The organism is Heliomicrobium gestii (genome assembly GCF_009877435.1).
In the GTDB taxonomy this organism is placed as follows: domain Bacteria; phylum Bacillota; class Desulfitobacteriia; order Heliobacteriales; family Heliobacteriaceae; genus Heliomicrobium; species Heliomicrobium gestii.
Map to the genome: position 1 here is coordinate 181,705 of NZ_WXEX01000005.1, position 18,154 is coordinate 199,858.

General features: G+C 60.9%; 7 protein-coding genes. 2 read left to right on the forward strand and 5 right to left on the reverse strand.

What is annotated here, in order from left to right:
* Positions 1-42 precede the first annotated feature (42 nt).
* Positions 43-1,077, forward strand: a complete 1,035-nt coding sequence (locus tag GTO89_RS07555) for a stalk domain-containing protein (protein WP_161261465.1) — start codon at positions 43-45, stop codon at positions 1,075-1,077.
* A 99-nt stretch (positions 1,078-1,176) separates the two neighbouring features.
* Here GTO89_RS07555 and cybH read toward each other — a convergent pair whose 3' ends face one another.
* The 4 genes from cybH to GTO89_RS07575 form a co-directional block, all read right to left on the reverse strand.
* On the reverse strand, positions 1,177-1,860 hold the full coding sequence (cybH, locus tag GTO89_RS07560; RefSeq protein ID WP_161261466.1) for a Ni/Fe-hydrogenase, b-type cytochrome subunit: 684 nt from the start codon (positions 1,858-1,860) through the stop codon (positions 1,177-1,179).
* Positions 1,861-1,872: 12 nt separating this feature from the next.
* The gene (locus GTO89_RS07565; protein ID WP_161261467.1) at positions 1,873-3,609 is read right to left on the reverse strand and encodes a nickel-dependent hydrogenase large subunit; all 1,737 of its coding nucleotides are present in this window, start codon (positions 3,607-3,609) and stop codon (positions 1,873-1,875) included.
* A 7-nt stretch (positions 3,610-3,616) separates the two neighbouring features.
* Entirely contained in the window at positions 3,617-4,732 is a 1,116-nt protein-coding gene (locus tag GTO89_RS07570) for a hydrogenase small subunit (protein WP_161261468.1), read from the reverse strand.
* 196 nt (positions 4,733-4,928) lie between these two features.
* The gene (locus GTO89_RS07575; RefSeq protein WP_161261469.1) at positions 4,929-5,594 is read right to left on the reverse strand and encodes an SOS response-associated peptidase; all 666 of its coding nucleotides are present in this window, start codon (positions 5,592-5,594) and stop codon (positions 4,929-4,931) included.
* A 140-nt stretch (positions 5,595-5,734) separates the two neighbouring features.
* On the opposite strand from GTO89_RS07575, the gene GTO89_RS07580 reads away from it, so the two are divergent.
* Positions 5,735-7,150, forward strand: coding sequence for a sodium:solute symporter family protein (locus tag GTO89_RS07580; protein ID WP_161261470.1), 1,416 nt, complete (start codon positions 5,735-5,737; stop codon positions 7,148-7,150).
* Positions 7,151-7,303: 153 nt separating this feature from the next.
* Here GTO89_RS07580 and GTO89_RS07585 read toward each other — a convergent pair whose 3' ends face one another.
* A complete protein-coding gene (locus GTO89_RS07585) occupies positions 7,304-18,079 on the reverse strand; it encodes a carboxypeptidase regulatory-like domain-containing protein (RefSeq protein ID WP_161261471.1) in 10,776 nt (3,591 codons plus the stop codon).
* Between the last annotated feature and the right edge of the window lie 75 nt (positions 18,080-18,154).

Genomic DNA, 18,154 nt, shown 5'->3' on the forward strand with positions numbered 1-18,154 from the left:
TATCATTACACTTGAAACACTCATCATGGGAGGCGGTCAGCAATGCGTTCTTGGAGATCCCTCTTGTCTCTGTTGACGATTCTTCTCTTCTGCCTGTCCCTCACCACCGTGGCCTTCGCCAAACCGGGCGGAGGCGGTTCCGCTTCCGGCAAAGGAAACAGCAGCACCGGTTCCGCTTCATTCAACAAGGCGGCGGCACAGACAGGGGACGCCGCCCATCCGGGCGATGACGGCGGCAAGGCGAAGGGACCGAAAAACCGCGACGGCGCAGCCCATCCGAGCCTGAAGGGCCTGTTGCGGGCCTATACAAAGGTCGTCGCCAACGGCGCGAGCCCGAGGGCGCAAGAGGCGCTTCGGGCATTGATCGAACGGCGCGGCGGAACCGTCCCTGCTGTCGTTTATGGAAGCGCTCCCTCGGAAGACGATACCGTTCGTGACGTTTCCCTGCTGGACGCCGTCACCGCCGATTCCCAGGTCCTTCAAACCCTTGTCTCCGATGAAGATGGGAAAGGCGAACTGACGACCATCGCCGACTCGACGTTGAGCAGCGTGCAGGTCCTGTCGAACAAAGAAACAAAAGGCAAAGCGCTCAAACAACTGGGGCAGTTCTTTACCCAGATTGAAGAGCCGGACAAAGCGGTCGACGCACTGGAACAGTCGATCGCCCTCAACCCCGACGACGACAGCGCCTACCGGCAAATCAACGACAACGTGAAAACGTTGAACCCCCAGCAGTACAGGTTCTACCTGAAAGGCCGGCAACCGTCTTTCGACATCCCGCCTGTCCTCGAAAACAATCGCCTGCTGATCCCCCTTCGCGCCGTATCGGAATCCCTCGGCGCAGCGGTGCAATGGGATGCCGGGACGCAAACGGCGACGATTGTCAAGGACGGGCGGAAGATCGAGATCAAAGCCGGCGAAGGCGCCGCATCGGTGGACGGAGCGAGCATCCCGTTAGAAGCGCCCGGCAAGATCGCCGGCGGCAACCGGATGGTGGTGCCCTTGCGATTCATCGCCGAGGCCTTGCAGAACGATGTGTCTTATTATCCTGAATCCCAGATGGTTGTGATCAAGTAACCTTTGGCGCATCGGAAAGACAACACAAACCCTTTGACAGAAAAAAACACTGCCGGCGAGGGCAGTGTTTTTTCTTCTGCAGCGTTTGCCTTTTACGACTTACTCTTCACAGCGGAACTTGTACCCGCTCACCATCGACGACAGGGTGCCGTTGCGGGCGAACATGTCATGGCGAATGGCCAGGTACAGGTGGGTGACGACAAAGCCGACGATCCCCCAGGCCATCAGCCGGTGCAGCATATGCACGTTGTAGCTGGGGCCGAAGATGTGGAAAACCCACTGCAAGCCGCCAAAGAAGCCGTTGGGATTCAGTTCGCCATACATGGCGAAGCCGGTCAGGGCCATAAAGACCGAGCCCACCATGATAAAACCGAAGTAAGCCAGGTTGGCCACCGGGTTGTGCCCCAGGTGCTCGTCTTTGTGATGCTTTAAGAAGAGGTAGCTCAACAGGACATCGAAAAACTCGATCCAGAAGGACTTTTGCCAAGGCCAGTGGTGGCTGCGGGCGTATTCATTGCCGACAAAGGCCCAGTAGAGCCGGAAGAGGTAGTTGGCGATGAACAGGTACCCGGCGGCGATGTGGATCATGAAGGCGTAGCCCATGAAGAAGTTGGTGGCCGCTTCGCCGGTGACCACGGTCGGTCGAAGCAGCGGATTGCCGATATAGAGGCCGGTGGCCATCAACAGGACGATACTGAGGGCGTTGAGCCAGTGGTAAATGCGCACCGGCAGTTCCCACACATAGACCGTGTTCAGGCATCTGAGGTCTTTCCCATCCTTCATGCCGCACCCTCCTTAGCGCAGGATTTCCACCTTCGTCGTTTCCCGGGTTTCTGTGTCGATGATGTGGGCGGCGCAGGCGAGACAGGGGTCGAAGGAGTGGATTGTCCGCAACAGTTCCACCGGCTGATCCTGTTTGACCATGGGCACGCCCATCAGCGACGCCTCATAGGCGCCATGTTGGCCTTTGGCGTCCTTCGGGGAGCCGTTCCAGGTGCTCGGCACGACACACTGGTAGTTGGCGACCTTGCCGTCTTTGATGTGCACCCAGTGGCTCAAGGCGCCCCGGGGCGCTTCCGTGAGGCCCACGCCCTTGCACTCCTTGGGCCATGTGGCGGGCTCCCATTTCTCTTGGTTGAAGGTCTTTTGATCGCCCGCCTTGACATTGGCGATCAATTCGTTGAAGAACCGCTTCGTCCATACGGCGCAGAGCTTCGACTCGATGCCGCGGGCGGCCGTCCGGCCCAGGGTGGAGAAGAGCGCCTCGACGCCGACGCCGAGCCCACCAAGGGCCTTGTCGATCTCTTCCTTGATGAAGTCATGGGAGGGGGCGTCTTTCTTGGCATAGCCCACGATCATCCGGGCGAGCGGCCCCACCTCCATGGCGTGCCCTTTCCACCGGGGCGATTTGATCCAGGAGTAGGGTTTATCGAAGTTGCCGCTCTCGTCCAGGGTCTGATAGGGGGCCTTCGGACCGGTGTATTTGAGGTTGGTCTCCCCTTCCCAGGGATGGAGACCGTTCTTGGAGTTTTCATACCAGGAGTGATCGGTGTACTCCATGATCTGCTGGGGATCGCGGGGATCCACATCGAGCACTTCCGAAAGGTTCTTGTTGAGAATGGCGCCCCGGGGCAGGAGGAAACCCGACGGGTCGTTGTTGGCGGCCACAGAAAAATCGCCGAAACAGAGGTAGTTGCCGAGGCCGCCGCCATAGGTCGCCGTATCCTTGTAGAAGGAGGCGATGGCGAGCAGATCGGGCAGGTACACCTCATTGACAAACTCCATGGTCTCGTCAATGAGCCTGCCGACAAGGTTGAATTTTTCGATGTTCATGGCATTGTCGCCGTCGATATTGATGGCCGAGGCCATGCCCCCGACCAGGTAGTTGGGGTGCGGGTTTTTGCCGCCGAAGACGGTGTGGATTTTGACAATCTCTTTCTGCCAGTCCAGCGCTTCCAGGTAGTGGGCCACCGCCATCAGGTTGGCTTCCGGCGGCAGCTTATAGGCGGGGTGGCCCCAATAGGCGTTGGCGAAAATGCCCAGTTGGCCGCTGCCCACAAAGGCCTTCAGCTTGTCCTGCATATCGCGGAAGTAGCCCACCGACGACTTGGGCCAGCGGGAGATGCTCTGGGCCAGTTCGGCGGTCTTCTTCGGATCGGCTTGCAAGGCGTTGGGAACGTCGACCCAGTCGGGCGCATGGAGATGATAGAAGTGGACCACATGGTCATGGATCTGGATGACAGCCAGCATGATCTTGCGGATCAGGTCAGCGTTTTTCGGAACGCGGATCTGCAGGGCGTCCTCGACTGCCCGGATCGACGTGAGGGCATGGGTGGTGGTGCAGACGCCGCAGATGCGTTGGACCAGCGCCCAGACGTCGCGGGGGTCGCGATCGCGGGCGATGATCTCAATGCCCCGAACCGTGGTGCCGGTGCTCGCGGCGTCAATGATTTTTCCGCCTTCTACCTTGGCCTCAACGCGCAGGTGACCTTCAATCCGCGTGATGGGATCGACAACAATCCGTTCCGCCACGTTCGCTTCACCCCTCTACTTTGTTTTTGTTCGAATTATCACTTGCTTGTTTTTCCAATTGTTTTTTTGTGACAGCGGAGAACCCGGCATGGGCGGCGGCGCCGACAACGGCGGCCCCGACAGCGGCGGCCCCGAAGGTGTCCACATTCACCCCGATCTTCAGGCCAGGCACTTCCGACAGGTGGTTATACATGGACTTTCCGCCGTTGTTGTCCCAGAATCCGAACTCTGAACAGCCGATGCAGGGGTGGCCCGACTTGATGGGATAGCTCAGGCCGCCGTTCCACTCCAGGTTGGAACAGGAGTTGTAGGTGTTGGGGCCTTTGCAGCCCATCTTGTAGAGGCACCAGCCCTCGCGGGCGCCCTGGTCGTCGAAGTTTTCCACAAACATGCCAGCGTCAAAGTAGGCCCGGCGGTTGCACTTGTCGTGAATGCGATGGCCATAGAAGGTCTTGGGACGGCCCTGGCTGTCCAACTCAGGCAGACGCTCGAAGGTGAGCACATGGGTGATGACGCCGGCCATGACCTCGGCGATGGGCGGACAACCGGGGACATTGATGATCGGCTTGTCCTTGATGATGTGCTGGACCGGCACAGCGCCGGTGGGATTGGGTTTGGCCGCCTGCACACAGCCATTGACAGCGCAGGAGCCCCAGGCGATGATCGCTTTCGCATGTTTTGCGTCTTCTTTGAGCACGTCCAGCGCCGGGCGGCCGGCGATGCAGCAGTACATCCCGTCATCTTTGACAGGGATCGCCCCTTCCACGGCGAGGATATAGTTGCCGCGATTTTCTTCCATGGCTTTTTGGGCCGCTTCTTCAGCCTGGTGTCCCGAGGCAACCATCAGGGTCTCGTGGTAGTCAAGGGAGATCATGGTCATGATGATGTCGGCGGCCTTCGGGTGCTGGGTCCGGATGAAGGATTCGGTGCAGCAGGTGCACTCTTGGAAATTGCGCCAGATAACTGGCATGCGTCGTTTGGTCTCCAGCGCCTCGGCAATCGCGCCGGTTGCTCCGGGGTCCAGTCCGAGGGAAGCCGCCATCACGGTGCAGAACTTGATGAAATCCCGGCGGCTGACGCCTCGGTTCCGGAGGTACTGATAAAATGAGTCCTGTGATGCCATCAATCGCCACCCCCAATATTCGGTTTTTTCAGATAAAAAAAGACGAACAGGGTCACACCGTTGATAGGTTGCCGAGTCCGTTCTTTTACGGAAATACGCATTAATGCGTAATGGGTATTTCCCTTGACATCATCTTACACGGAACAGGAAAACTCGCGCAAGTACTTTGTTGTAACTTTTCACAAATTATTTTTTTCTAAAACAAGACCCCCTGTCCTGCCGGCTCGATCATATCGGGACGATCCGCTTTGATCGAATTAACCACCGTCGACACCGGGTACCCCTCCATCCCTTCGGGCGGAAACGGTCGCAGCAGTTCCCTGACGGGCGCGCCCGGTTCCAACCAAAGGGGGCACTGTGCAGGAGACAACATGACCGGCATTCGATCATGGATCGGCGCCACCCGTTCGTTCGGCTCTGTGGTAATGATCGCGCAGGAATTGACCATCTCTCCCGTTGGGGCGATCCAACTCGACCATAGTCCTGCAAAGGCGAAGACACCCCGGTCACGCAAGCAGAAGCGGTGGGGGATCTTTTGTTTGCCTGCCTGCTGCCACTCATAGAACCCGTCGGCCGGAATCAGACACCGGTTTGTCTGCAGGAGGCCGCGAAAGGCCGGCTTTTCGGCCAACGTTTCAGCCCGGGCATTGATCAGCTTGTAGCCGATGTCCGCCTTTTTCGCCCAATGGGGGACGAGGCCCCAGCGCGCGCGAAGCGCCTTGTTGGCGCCGTCATTGACGACAGTGAGGAGGTTCTGCCCCGGCGCGATGTTAAACCGGGGCGCAAATTCCTCCGCTGTGGAAAGGCCGAACATCGCCAGCAGTTCTGCCGGGTTGACCGTCAGTGTAAAACGACCGCACATGGAATCCACTCCGTTTTCACGTATTTTCTTGAAGAAAAGCTGGCTTTTTTATGGAAACTGTGCCAATAAATTGCGGCCAGCGGTATAATCGTAAGTAACGGCGCAGCGCCGGTCAATCCATTTTTTCAGGGGGATGTACTGTGGAACTGAGCTCCATTCAACTATTCAGCCTGACCGCCACCCTGCTCGTTGTGGTGGCCTTGGGCATCTCTTCGGCGCGCAACGTCAAGTCGGCCGACGATTTTAGCATCGGAAGCCACTCCTCGGGCGCAGCCCTCGTTTCCGGCACGATTGTGGGCACCGTCATCGGCGGCGCGGCCACGATGGGCACAGCCCAGTTGGCCTTTACGGCCGGCTTGTCGGCCTGGTGGTTTACACTGGGATCGGGCATCGGCCTCATCATCATGTCACTCTTTTACTCCAGCCCTTTGCGTCGTTCCGGCATGCAAACCATCTCCCAATATCTCGTTCAGCATTACGGCAAGGCAGCCGGTCCCATCATCAGTGTGGCCGCCTCGCTCGGCATCTTCTTCAGCATCGTGGCCAGCATGCTTTCGTCGATCCATCTCCTGTCGTCCGTCTTTGCCGTGGGCGAAGGGACATCGGCGCTGATCACCATCGCCATTGTCATCGCCTATGTCTTTTTTGGCGGCATCAACGGCGCCGGCCTTTCCGGCTTATTCAAGGTCAGCCTGCTCTATCTGACGCTGCTCGTCGCCGGCGTAATGGCCTACCATGCCATGGGCGGGATCGAGGGAATGAAAACAGCCTTTCCCGCCGGTTCGTGGTTTCACCTGTTCGGCGGCGGCGTTTGGGCCGATATGGGAAACGCCCTTGCGCTGATCGTCGGCATCATCTCCACCCAAACCTACGTCCAGGCCATCTATTCGGCGCGGGATACACGGTCCGCGGCGACCGGCTCTTTCGTGGCCGCCCTGATCACGATACCCGTGGGGCTTCCGTCCATCATCATCGGGATGTATATGCATGCGAACTATCCCGACATGGCGCCGATCAACGCCTTGCCCATGTATGCGCTGCACTACCTGCCGGAATGGCTGGGCGGTATGGCCATCGCGGCCCTTCTCTTGTCCTCCATCGGCTCTGTGGCCGGCCTTTCATTGGGCATCGGCACCATGATCTCTCGGGATATCATCGGCGAGTTGTTTCAATGTCACGGGCCCAAAAAGCTGCTATGGCTCAACCGGATCTCCATTTTGGTGATCACGATCGGGGCGGCGCTTTTCGTCTTCAGCAATTCGCAATCGCTGGTGCTGAAATGGAACTTCCTGTCCATGGCCATGCGCGGTGTCGGCATTTTTGTGCCCCTCACCATCGCCATCTTTTATCCCGGCATCCTTCCCAAGAACGCCGGGGTTTGTTCCATGATCGCCGGCGTCGCCGCTTCGCTGCTGGGCGACTTGCTCTGCCCGGAAAATAACATGCCCCTCTTTTGGGGTCTTACAGCCAGCCTCGTTGTGGCCCTACTGGGGATCACCATGAATAAACGGGACAAATGGGGGCCCCTTCGGATCCGGTTTGAGGAGAAACACTGACCGCGACTGCCCCTTCAACGTTCCGGGACCTTCGGCCGGACGACGCCGCCTCAAAGGGTAGAGAAAAAGGGCTGCTGATTCTGTTCAGCAGCCCTTTCGCTTTGCAATTTCTTCCTTTTTGACATGTGCCAGCGCGGTTCGCCTTTGCGCCGCCTACTCGATTTGATCGTGAATCGCTTCGGTCATCTGTTCCGCGCCGCCGGCGTTTCGCTGGTAGTGGTGACTTTGGGCGGCTTCCTCCACCTGACCAAAGGCCCAGTGGTCTTCGGGCACATCGGGGAACTGGGCCGGAACACCGGTCAGCGGTCCCCGTCCCAGGAGGTGGTTGACCATGGTCACCGTTTCCACCCGGCTGATCTTCTCGTCAGGCTTGAAGAGGTTTCCGGGATAGCCGCCAACGATATGGTTGCGATAGGCTTCTTCGATGTAGTTGGCCGCCCAGTGCTGGTCGATGTCTTGGAAATGCAGTGTCACCGGCTTGCCGCCCACACCGAAGTATTTGGCGACGACCGCCGCCAGTTCGGCCCGGGTGATCGCTTCATCAGGGCGGAAGCTCCCGTCCTCATAGCCCTGGAAGAGCTTTTTGGCGGTAACCGTTCGGATGTATTTGCGCGCCCAGTGATCGGCGGGCACATCAGTGTAGTCGGCGCCGCCGTTCTCGTTTACCCCGGTCAACCGGGCAAAGAGGCCGGCGATCTCGGCGCGGGTGATGTTCCGGTAGGGACCGAAGCTGCCGTCAGGATAGCCGATGACGAGCCGCTTGTGGGTTCCATCGCCGAAGCGGTCGGTGAATAGGAGGACCCTCACCCGGGCTCGCGCTTTTTCCACTGTCACTGGAATCGAGGAACTCCCGGAAGGCAGGAGGTCGCCGATGGATAGGATCGCATCCTCCGTGACAAGGCGTTCCGTTTCAGTGAGCGCACCGTCACGCACGCGCACCTTGAACGACATGGCGCCGGTTGCGGCGGCCGGATTTCCCGCGTTCACCGTCCAGGTGATGCGGTTGCCTTCTACATCTCCGCTGGCGGGATCGACGATTTCCGTCTCAGCGGGAACCGTTACAGCGACCTTGGCGGCGCCGCTTCCCATGGGGATGCGGTAGTCGATCCGGTAGAGAATCGGGTCCCCTTCCCGGTAGGCCGGGCGGTCGCTGGTGATGGCGATCGCCGGTCCCTGATCACCGCCGGCGCTCGCGGGATTCACTGGCGGCGGGGTGTTGCCGGCGGGGGCCGGGCCGGCCGGCGCGCCACCGGCGCCACCTGCACCACCAGCGCCGCCGCTGGACCCGCCGCTCGCCGGGGTCATGGCAAAATCCCATTTGACGATATCGTTGTTTACGGAGATGGTGGGGCTGGTGTAGGTTTGGTAGCCCACTTTTTCACCAACGACATAGTAGTCGGTGTTGCCAAAAACCATGAAAGCGTACTTGCCGTAGTTGTCGCTGTTTTGCGGGTTGGCGTTGTCGGCCGGGGCAAACCCTGCCAGCGGCGGCAGATTCACCTGCCCGTTCAGCGCGCGTCCGGCGGCGATGTTTCTCGGCGTATCGGCGTAGTGAAGGGTGACATGGACGCCGGAAAGCGCCTGGCCGGTGGTGCTGTCGGTGATCGTGCCGTAGGGGTCGATCAGTTCCTCAGCGATGTTGATCTGGCCGTTCTGGGCCACCTCGATCCGCGGGAGTTCTCCATCGTCCTTGCGGTTAAGGACCACTTCCCGCGCCTGCCCGTTTTCGTCGGGGACCTCCATGCGCACTTCCAACCGGTACGCCCCTTGCTGGAGCGCATCGGCGTTAAAGACGCCGTTGGCATCGAGGGTAAACACCTTCGGCTGGCTGTTGGTTCCCAGCACATACTGACCGGTGGCGTCGATCAGATAGATCTTCGTCTTTGCGCGGACTTCCGGCGAGAGGGGCTGCGCTGTCTGCCCGTCGGTGCTCTTGGCCTGCACAATGCCGGTGGCGGTCATGTGAGAATCGAAGGTCTGTTCGCCATGGCCCTGGATATCGCCCACGGTCACTTTCTGTGTGAAGGGGACCTCTCGCAAGACGCCACCGATGTTGACCGGTTTGATGATTTGAATGTCATAGTCGACATTGCCCCGGGGAATGAGGATGAAGTACCGGCCGTCGGCGCCGGTCGTCATCTCGCCGGTAAAGTCCACCTGCCCGTCGCCGTCAAAATCCTTGGAGACACGAACCTTGGCGCCTTCGACCGGCACAGGGCCGTTGGCCGACTGGTTCGTCACAATCCCTTTGATGGCCGCCGGATCGAAGGTGATCTGGATCTGCGATTCGGCGTAGAGCCGTTTTTCCGGATCGTTGACAATCGCCGTGACGGCGATCTGCTGGGCGACGATCCCTTCGATCCGCGCCGATTGGTAACGGATGGATGCTTTGCCGTCGGCGCCGGTCCTCGCGTCCTGCCCGTCAGGGAAGCTTCCTTTGGCAGCAGTAAAGCGTACAGGGACGCCGGCGATGGGGTGGCCGTTCTCATCGAGGACGGTTGTCGTCAGGACGGCCTGAGAATGACCATCGCCCACCATCGATTCCGGGTTGGCCTGCAAGAGCGCTTGAAAACGAACCAGTCGCGCGTCGACCACCACTTCTCGCTCTGTGGGGGTGGCCGGGAGCACCCGGACATTCTCCTGGACGGCCACCTTATAGCCGGATTTCTTCACCTCATGCCGATAGGTTGTCGTCGGCACTGCCGCAAAGCGGTAATACCCGGCGGCGTCGGTTCGGGTCTCTCGCGTCACGCCGGCGGCGTCGCGAATCGTCACGAGCGCATCGGCCAAGGGCGCCCCGTCTTGCTGGGCCGTCACCCGGCCGGTCAGATCGATCTGGGTGAAGACGGTGAAGCTGTTGTTTGCCAGCGCCGGCGCGGCTTCCGTCTGCACGATGGCGTCGGCGGCGTTGCGGCCGGTGAAGGTCACCGTGTAGGGGCCGGCGTCGATATCGGCCGGCAGGCGATGGGTGGTGTTTTCCCATTGTTTAACGCCGTCGCCGACAAAACTTGCGCCGTTCACCAGCGTCAGTTCGACCTGCTGGCGTTGACCGGCCGCCGAGTACTCGGCGACGACCTTATCGGCGTTGACAGTGCTGACGGCCGACAAGCGCAAGGGGTCGCCCGGTCCGAGGACGGGCTCGCGGAAGGGGGTCGCCGGTCCCGTTCCGGTCCAACCGTCGAGGGCTTTTTCCCGGACCGTCACGGCGTCGCCTTTTTGGTAGGTGTCCCGCTCGATGATCTGGATGTTGCCCTGTTCCGCGCGGTTGATCGCAACGGTAGACGCGGTCAGGGTGATCGGCCGGCTGGATGTGGCGGCCGTTCCCAAGGGAACGGTGACGACTGCCGTCAACTCCGCCGTGCCGCTGGCGGGGAGCGCCAGGATCAGATGGTCCCGCTGGCTTCCGTCAGTGACCTTGTAGGCCGGGGTGATCTCGGTCCAGGTCCACTGGCCCGAATGGGATTCGCCCCGACCGAGCGTCTCTTCTCCCTTCTTCAGTTCGACGGGATAGGGCGAGGCCAGGGTGATCTGGAAGTTTTCCTCTCCGGCAAAGGGGTTTTTCAGGGTGTAGCGATAGGTGGCCGACTGGCCGCTGTAGACCTCTGTTTCCTGGGGTTCGGCTGGCAACATGGGAATGTCGGCGCGCAGGTTGGCGCCGGTGATGCCGATGGTTCCGCTGGTGTAGTCGAAATAGCCAGGCCGGATCGCCTTCAGGTAATAGTCGGCGTCGCCGGGAACCAAGAAGGCGAAGGTTCCCTGGTCTCCCGTTATCTGCGGGTTGGCGTTTTTTCCGAAGGGAACATAGCCGTGACCGGGGAGGATCACCCGCTGATCGGGCGCATGACCGTTGTGGCGGTTGTTCGCCGTATCGGCGTAGTACAGGTCCACTTCGGCGCCCTGGACCGGTTGACCGGTATTGACGTCATAGACCCGGCTGAGGAGGTCAAGGGCGGTCTTCACGAACATGGCCCGTCCGTTGCCGCTGACGGTCACTTCCGGCAACCGGCCCTGACGGTCCTGATTGACGGTGATCGCGGTTCCCGGTTCCAGTTCATAGCGCACATCCACCTGGTAACGGCCGGCGGGAACGGAGCCGAAGGAGAATCCGCCGTTGCCGTCTACGGAAGCGCTGCGCCGGTGTCCCGGGCTGTCCTCCACTTCATCGCCTGTGCTGGCGTCGCGCAGGAACACGGCCAGCTTCTCGTTCAGTTCAGCGGGAAGGAATGTCTCGTTTCCGCCGGGGGCAAGGGCGGTCACATACCCGCCCAGGCTGTTGTCCGCATCGAAGACGGAGAGGTCCTGCCCATAGACGGCGTCGGCAACCGTCGCCGGCTGGCCGATGCGGAAGAGGCGGCTCTCGCCGGGCACTTGGGCGCGAACGCGCAGGTTCAGGTCATAGGGGGTCTGGTAGCGGGTGACGCCGAGGAGGTAGCCGCCATCAGACCCGGTGGCGGTGGCGGCGGCGAAATCGACGCTCCCATCGCCGTCAAAGTCCTTGGCAACGGTCACATCCATCCCGCTCAGCGGCTGGTTTTGTCCATCCACCAACTGCCCCCGGATGGCGGCAGGGACCGTCGACACGACCACATCGGCTTGGCCGCATCCGGCCGCTGTCGCTCGAATCGTATAGTAACGCGTCACGATCCCTTCGATCCGATCAGGGAGGAAGTCAACGGCCGCCGCGCCGTCAGCGCCGGTGACGGCTGTGGCGCCGAGCGGGAAGGCGCCTTCCTGATGCCGTTCCGCGAAGTGAACGGTGACACCCGGCTGGGGATTGCCCTGTTGGTCGGTGACGATGGCTTGCACCTGGCTGACGCTGTGACCGTCGCCGAGGACTGTCATCGGATGAGCCGTCAGAGCCAGTTGGAAGGGGGCGAGCACGAGATCCGCGTTGACGACGGTCGCGGCGGGATCGTCCGGCACAGCCCGGACGGTGAGATCCTCGCGGCTATAGCCGGTCTGTTCCCCTGTCAGGCGGTACAGGCGGGCCGGCACATTGGCAAAGCGGAAGCGGCCGCTGCCGTCGGCGGTGGTCTGTCCGTCGGTCACCGTCCCCGAAGGATCGGCCAGGGTCACTGTCGCGCCGGGGAGGGCGGCGCCGTCGGGACGGGTGACCTGGCCGGCGATGTCGACAGTGGTGAAGACGGTGAAGGGGTTGTTGCCTTTTGTCGGGCTGTCGGCGTCTTCCCTCTCCAGGAGAAGACCCTTCGAATCACCGGCGGTATAGGTGACAAAGACCTCGCCGGCAGGCATGTCATCGGGCAGGCGCGTGGTCACGTTGGCCCAGCGCTTCTGGTGATCGGTCAGGTAGGTGGCGCTGTTCTGCAACGCCAAGGGGATCTGGACCGCATGGGGCTGACCGCCGGCCACATAGCTGTACTCGGCCTTCACCTGTTCCACATTGATGGCGGTTACGGCGGAAAATTTGAGGGCTTCGCCGGGCGCCAGCAGCGGCAGCTGCCAGCTGTCGCGGGAACGGTTGCCCGTCCAGCCGTCGAGGTGTTGGCCCGTCACTTCGATCCGGGTCTGGGCGTCATAGCGCCGGTTGCTGAGGGCGCCCCGAGCCGTGAGCGTGACCAGTTTTTCACCGAGACTGGCCTGCTCGGGCAGGGTGAGTGTCAGGGTGAGCCCTTTTGTCTCCCCGGCGTTCAATGACACTTCCGGGCCACCGGCCGACTGGTACGGCGCGGCGATCTCCGTCCACTGCCACTGACCGTTTGCGCCGCTGCCGCGGGCGATGACCTGCCCGTCAGCGGTCAATGCCGCGCTGTAGGGGAGGTTGTCGCCTACGTCGACGGCCAGGCAGAACCGATCCTGCCCCGCGCCGGTGTTTCTCAACTGGTAGGTAAACTCGACGTTGCTCGCCGCTTCGACCGCTTTGGTGTCGGGTCCGGCGATGTCGATGGCGTGATTGCCGCTGATGATGGCGTCCAACGACGCCACAAGGGGATCGTATTGCTTGCGATCACCCTCAGGACGGGAGAAATACCGGCTGATCGCCAGGGCCGCCCGGCGCACCGACGTGACCGGCAAGGCCGGCTCATCCGCTTGGACCGTAAAGGCGATGGCCTGCTGGCCTCCCTCACCGAGACTCGGGAAATTCCAGCCCGCCGGCGCGCCGCTCGGCGTTCCGGCTCCGCTGCCGTAGACGAAATCGGTCACCGTCTCGTTGACATCGATTCCGTAGGCGGGGCTCAGGCCCACATTGCTGAGTTGCCCCGTGAGGTGAATCGAATCATAGACCGCTTCATAGACGCTTTTATCGGCGTTCAAAGTAAGGGTGAGCTTGGGTTGGATGACGCTGATCGGCACGGCGGCCGTGTCCTGGATCATCGATTGGCCGCCCGTCAAGGCTGTTTCATAACAGACGCGCGCCTTGAGTGAACTGGCGTACTGGGTCGTTCCGAAGTTGGAATCGGTCTTCGTCCGGGTCACGATTTTGACGGTGTTGGTTGTGCCCGACAGGTTCCCTAAGGGATAGCGGCCGTTGACCGGGGCGATCTCGGCGGCGTCCTTTTGTACGGAAAGGACTTCCTGCTCGACAAGGACGCTGTGGCCGAGATCGAAGGAACTGTTGTAGGCGGTCGTTTGGATCGGCGCCGTCATGGCCAGTTCGTAGGTGATCTGGTCACCGGGACGGACTTTGGTCTTATCGCCGTTGTTGGTGCTGTCGACGATCGTCAACTGGGCTTGCAAATCCTGCACCGACAGGTCGAGGGCGTCCTTCACATTCGCCGGCGTGTAGGCCGTGACCGGGGAGGCGCCCGCCTGGCGCGATTGGAAACTGTCCACCTTGGCATCAAGGTGGATGCCGCTGGCGCCGGAACCGGCAGCCGGGATCAGCCGGGCGTTGAAGCTGTAATCCTGTGACGCCCCGGCGGCGATATCCTGGCCGCTCCAGGTGACGCCGGCGCCGTCCGAGACGCCGCCGTCCGAAAGGGCGGAAACCTCCAACAAGGCCGGAATCGCCACATGGAAGGCGCTGTTGTAGGCCGTCGACTGTCCCGTGTTTTTTATCCGGACGGTGATGGGAAGCGTGTCGACGCCATCGGCGAAACGGTTGTTCTGCTTATTGAGGAACTGAATGGTCACGTTCGGTTGGATGACGGCCAGTGCCGCCGGCTTCTCGACGACGCTTTTACTCGCGCCGCCGGCCGCCGCCGTTTGCCAGCTCGCCCTGGCATAGGCCGTGATGGTTTCCGACGGGCTGGTGAAGGCGACGTCTGTCCGGGCCTGGAGGAGCATTGTGACAACGATGGTCTGGGAACCACTGTCTGTGGCGGTCAGATCGCCCACGGGAACGGTCAACTCGGTTCCACTGGCTGTCACGCCCACCGGCGCGGCGATCACCTGGAATCTCGCCAACGCAGGCAGCCGTTCGATGATCTTGCCGTCGTAGAGAGCAACCCCTTGGGGCGCGGTCAGGGTGATCTGGTAGGTAACGGTGTCACCCGGACGGATTTTGTTAAGGGCGCTGCCGTTGCTTGTGGCGACGATGCTGTGGGTGATGGTGGCCGACGGGATGGCGATGTTCGCGCTGGCCGTGCGGGAGGTCAGTTTTTGCGTTCCCGGCGTTGTTCCGGCGAGTTCGGCGGCCTTCGCGCTGTCGTTGGTGTAGTAATCGCCTGTAGCGGCGACGATGCTGGTCGTGTTGCCGGCGCCCAGTTTCTGATCCAATTTGGCCGTAGCGGTGTAGGTGATCGTGGCGCCGGGGGCGAGTTGTGCGACTGGGTCAAGGCGAAGGGCGTTTGTCGTCGCGTCATAGACGCCGGAAGAATATCCCGTGAGCGAAAAACCCTGGTTCAGGGGGAGTTGAAGGGTCGGTTGGAAGGTGTAGGCGCTGTTCTGTCCGATGTTTTTGATGGTGACAGTGAAGGTTTTGCTGCTTCCTTCCACCATATCAGTGACTGCGTTCGGGCTCACCGTGATTTGCAGCATCGGTGACTTGACCGTGACGGTCACATCGGACGAGGCGACCTGGTGATGGCTGCTGGCGCCGCCGTTTGCGGCTTTGTCATCCCAGGCAAATGTGGTATGGGAGCTTTGCGACTGTTGCTGGCCTGTCGCATTCGCGACCTGTGTCTTGATGAAACAGGTGTAGGCGACGCCGGGTCCCTGGATCGCCGGAATGCCGGTGATGGTGACAGCGCTGCCCGAGGCGGAGGCGGCTACGTTGCCGCTCCCGCTGTGCGCAGTCGTGTCGTAGGCCCCATAGGCGCTGAGAAAGGATTGATTGCTGTCGATGACATCGGTGAGCACACCGTTATAGGCCCAGGTCTGGTCTGGCAGACGAATCTCGATTTTATGCACCACCCAGTCGCCGATGCGCAGATCATCGTCATGACCGGTGGCGGTGTCGACGACCGTCTTGGTGATCGTGGCGGTAGCGGCGACCAGTTTCGTATAAGGCGCATCGGGCTCGGCAAGCTCGTATTTTCGTCCGTTGCCGCCGGCGCTGCTGCTGAAGGTGGCTTTCCCGCTCGTCGGGATCGATCGCAGCGCGCCGATGGTGTTGACCACATCGGCGGTATAGCGGAAGGTCATCTCCTGGCCTGCCGTCAAATCGCCGCAAGCAAAGGTGAGGTCGGCGCCGCTGGCGGAAAAGGACATGCCGTTCATCCCCTGGGGACTAGCCAGTTCCTCCGGCAAGGTGTCGACAAACTTGACATCATAGGCCGTCGTCGATCCCGTGCTGGTCAGTTTGACCTCCATGGTCACTTTGGCCCCACCGGCGACAGTGGCGTTGGATGTGACAGGGGTGAGCGCGCCGCCGTTGTCCACGTAGATGACCCGGCTCACCTGGATCTTCGGTTCCACATAGTTGAGCGCCACAGTGGCGCTGGCGCTCTGCGCCTGCCCCGGTGAATTCAGGAAGGAGAGCTTGGCCAGGTTCTGTTCGCCCTTGTCGTTGACGACGACAGGGTTGTTGCGGATGCGAATCGGCACATCCACCGTAAGGGTACCCGTTGTTTCATCTAAAGTACCCAGATTCCAGACAAGCGCCCGAATGCCGCTCGCGTAGCCGGGGGTGACGCCGTTCACCGGCATGGTTGCCAGGCTCTCATTGGAGATGTTGCCCTGGGCGTCCATGGCCGCCAATTCGGCGCCGTCAGGCAGGAAGCTGTACAAGAGGACACCGGGCTGTTTGACCCGGACCGCGCTGGCGTCATAGGTGAGTCGGATGTTGATGACATCGCCGACGGTCACTGAAGCCTGGTCGTCGCGGTTCGGCGTCTTGCCGTTGACAGCGATGATTTTTTCGGAAAGAGCGGGCGCTGCCGTCGCGATGGAGGATCCGGCGCTATCGGAGGCCGGCCAGGTGGTCGCCTGGGAACCGGACACCGCTTCGCCCGGTTGTGATGTTCCGTCGATGCGTGCGCTGGCGCCGATCTGATCGTTGGCGTTCAGCGGCCTGCCGTCGTACGCCACGGTCCAGTGGCTGTCGACGGTGCTGTCCACCTGCAGGCCGACCTGGCTGCTGGCCGAGATCTCGGCGATGTTCCATAAAAGTTGGTTTTTACCGGCGCTGTCTTTCACGGCGCTGCCGGTAAAGCGGTCAACGGTGAGGTGGGCGCCCTCGGGATCGTTGACCTGATAGCCGGTCCCGCCATAGGCGTTGCTGACGAAGGTGTGGCCATCGCCAATCGCCTCTTGCAGGGCCACCTCTTTCACGGGGTAATACTGGTTGGTCCGGATATCGATGCGGTTGATCAGCCGGTCGCCATAGCCGACGCGGCTCTGCCCGTTATCGCGCAGGGTGGACTGACCGATACGGACGTCTTTGGCGGTGACGCTGAAGGACAGGTCGCCGCCATAGGATTGACCGTTGACATCGGCGCCGTAGTGCAGCGCGTTGCCGCCGATCAGGGTGTTGTCAGGGATGACAGGGCCGCTGTTTTCATGGCCGTCCTGCATCTGCTTGTTGTAGATGGCCGTATAAAAGGTGATGTTCTTCGTTTCACCCTTGTTGATGGAGAGATTGTCCCAGGTGACTTGGTTCCGGTTGTTTTCGGTGGTGATCGACGCGGGGGCGATCGAAAAGCCATCAGGGATGCCCTGCACCCGCAGTGCGCCGTCCATATCGGCGTCCAGGCGGATGTTGGCGATGTTGTCGCGGCTGTTGGCGATCATCTGGACGACAAAGGGGAACTTGTTCCAAATGTTGTTGTCGCCGCCATGCTCACCGGCGCCTTTGACCTCTTCCCGGTGGCTGGTTTGCATGATCACTTTGAAGGGAACCACCTGGAAAGACGGGGCGCCGCCCGATTTCGTCGGGTTATTGGCGTCGTAGTAGTAGTTGCGCGCATCGGCGCTGGCGTAGACGTTGATGATGGGTGTGAGCGTATCGCCGTATTGCACCGGTTTGAGAACCGGCGGAACGACGGCGTCCGGGTTTTGGGGATCGATGGGACCGGGGGCTTTCACACGGTAGTTTTCACTCACCCTGACGGTGATGTAGAACCGAAAGTCCTCACCGCTGCCGCCGGAGGCCGGGGCGAGTTCTTTCACATCTTTCCAAAAGACCCGTTGCCGGCCGTCGACAGGGTTGTCACTGGTGTCAAGCAGTTCAACCGTCGTGGGCGCTGTTTGTTGCGATGTTTGGGCGATCTCCAACCCGTCGGGAAGGATCGCCTCAATGCCCATGTTGTAGGCCCACTTGTCGGCCGACTGGTTGGACAGGCGGATCTCCAGTGTCTCTGTTTTCCCCAGCACAGCCGTCGTCGCATGGCTCACCGTAAAGGAAAGCTTATCGCTGGGGAAGGCGATGGCGCTGTCATCGGCAGCAGCTACGGCTGCGGCCGGGTGGATGAGGCCGATCCAAGAGAAAATGGCAAGCCACGATAATAGGAATAGCGCCAGTGGCGAGCGGGGTTTTCCCTTTCTTGGATGAGATGATCTGCGCCGGATAAACTGCAATTCCTTCTTCAATATGAGCGCCCCTTCCAATATGTTGGTATACTATTTCTGTATATAAAAAATTTGCGCACTGCAGTAAAGGCACAC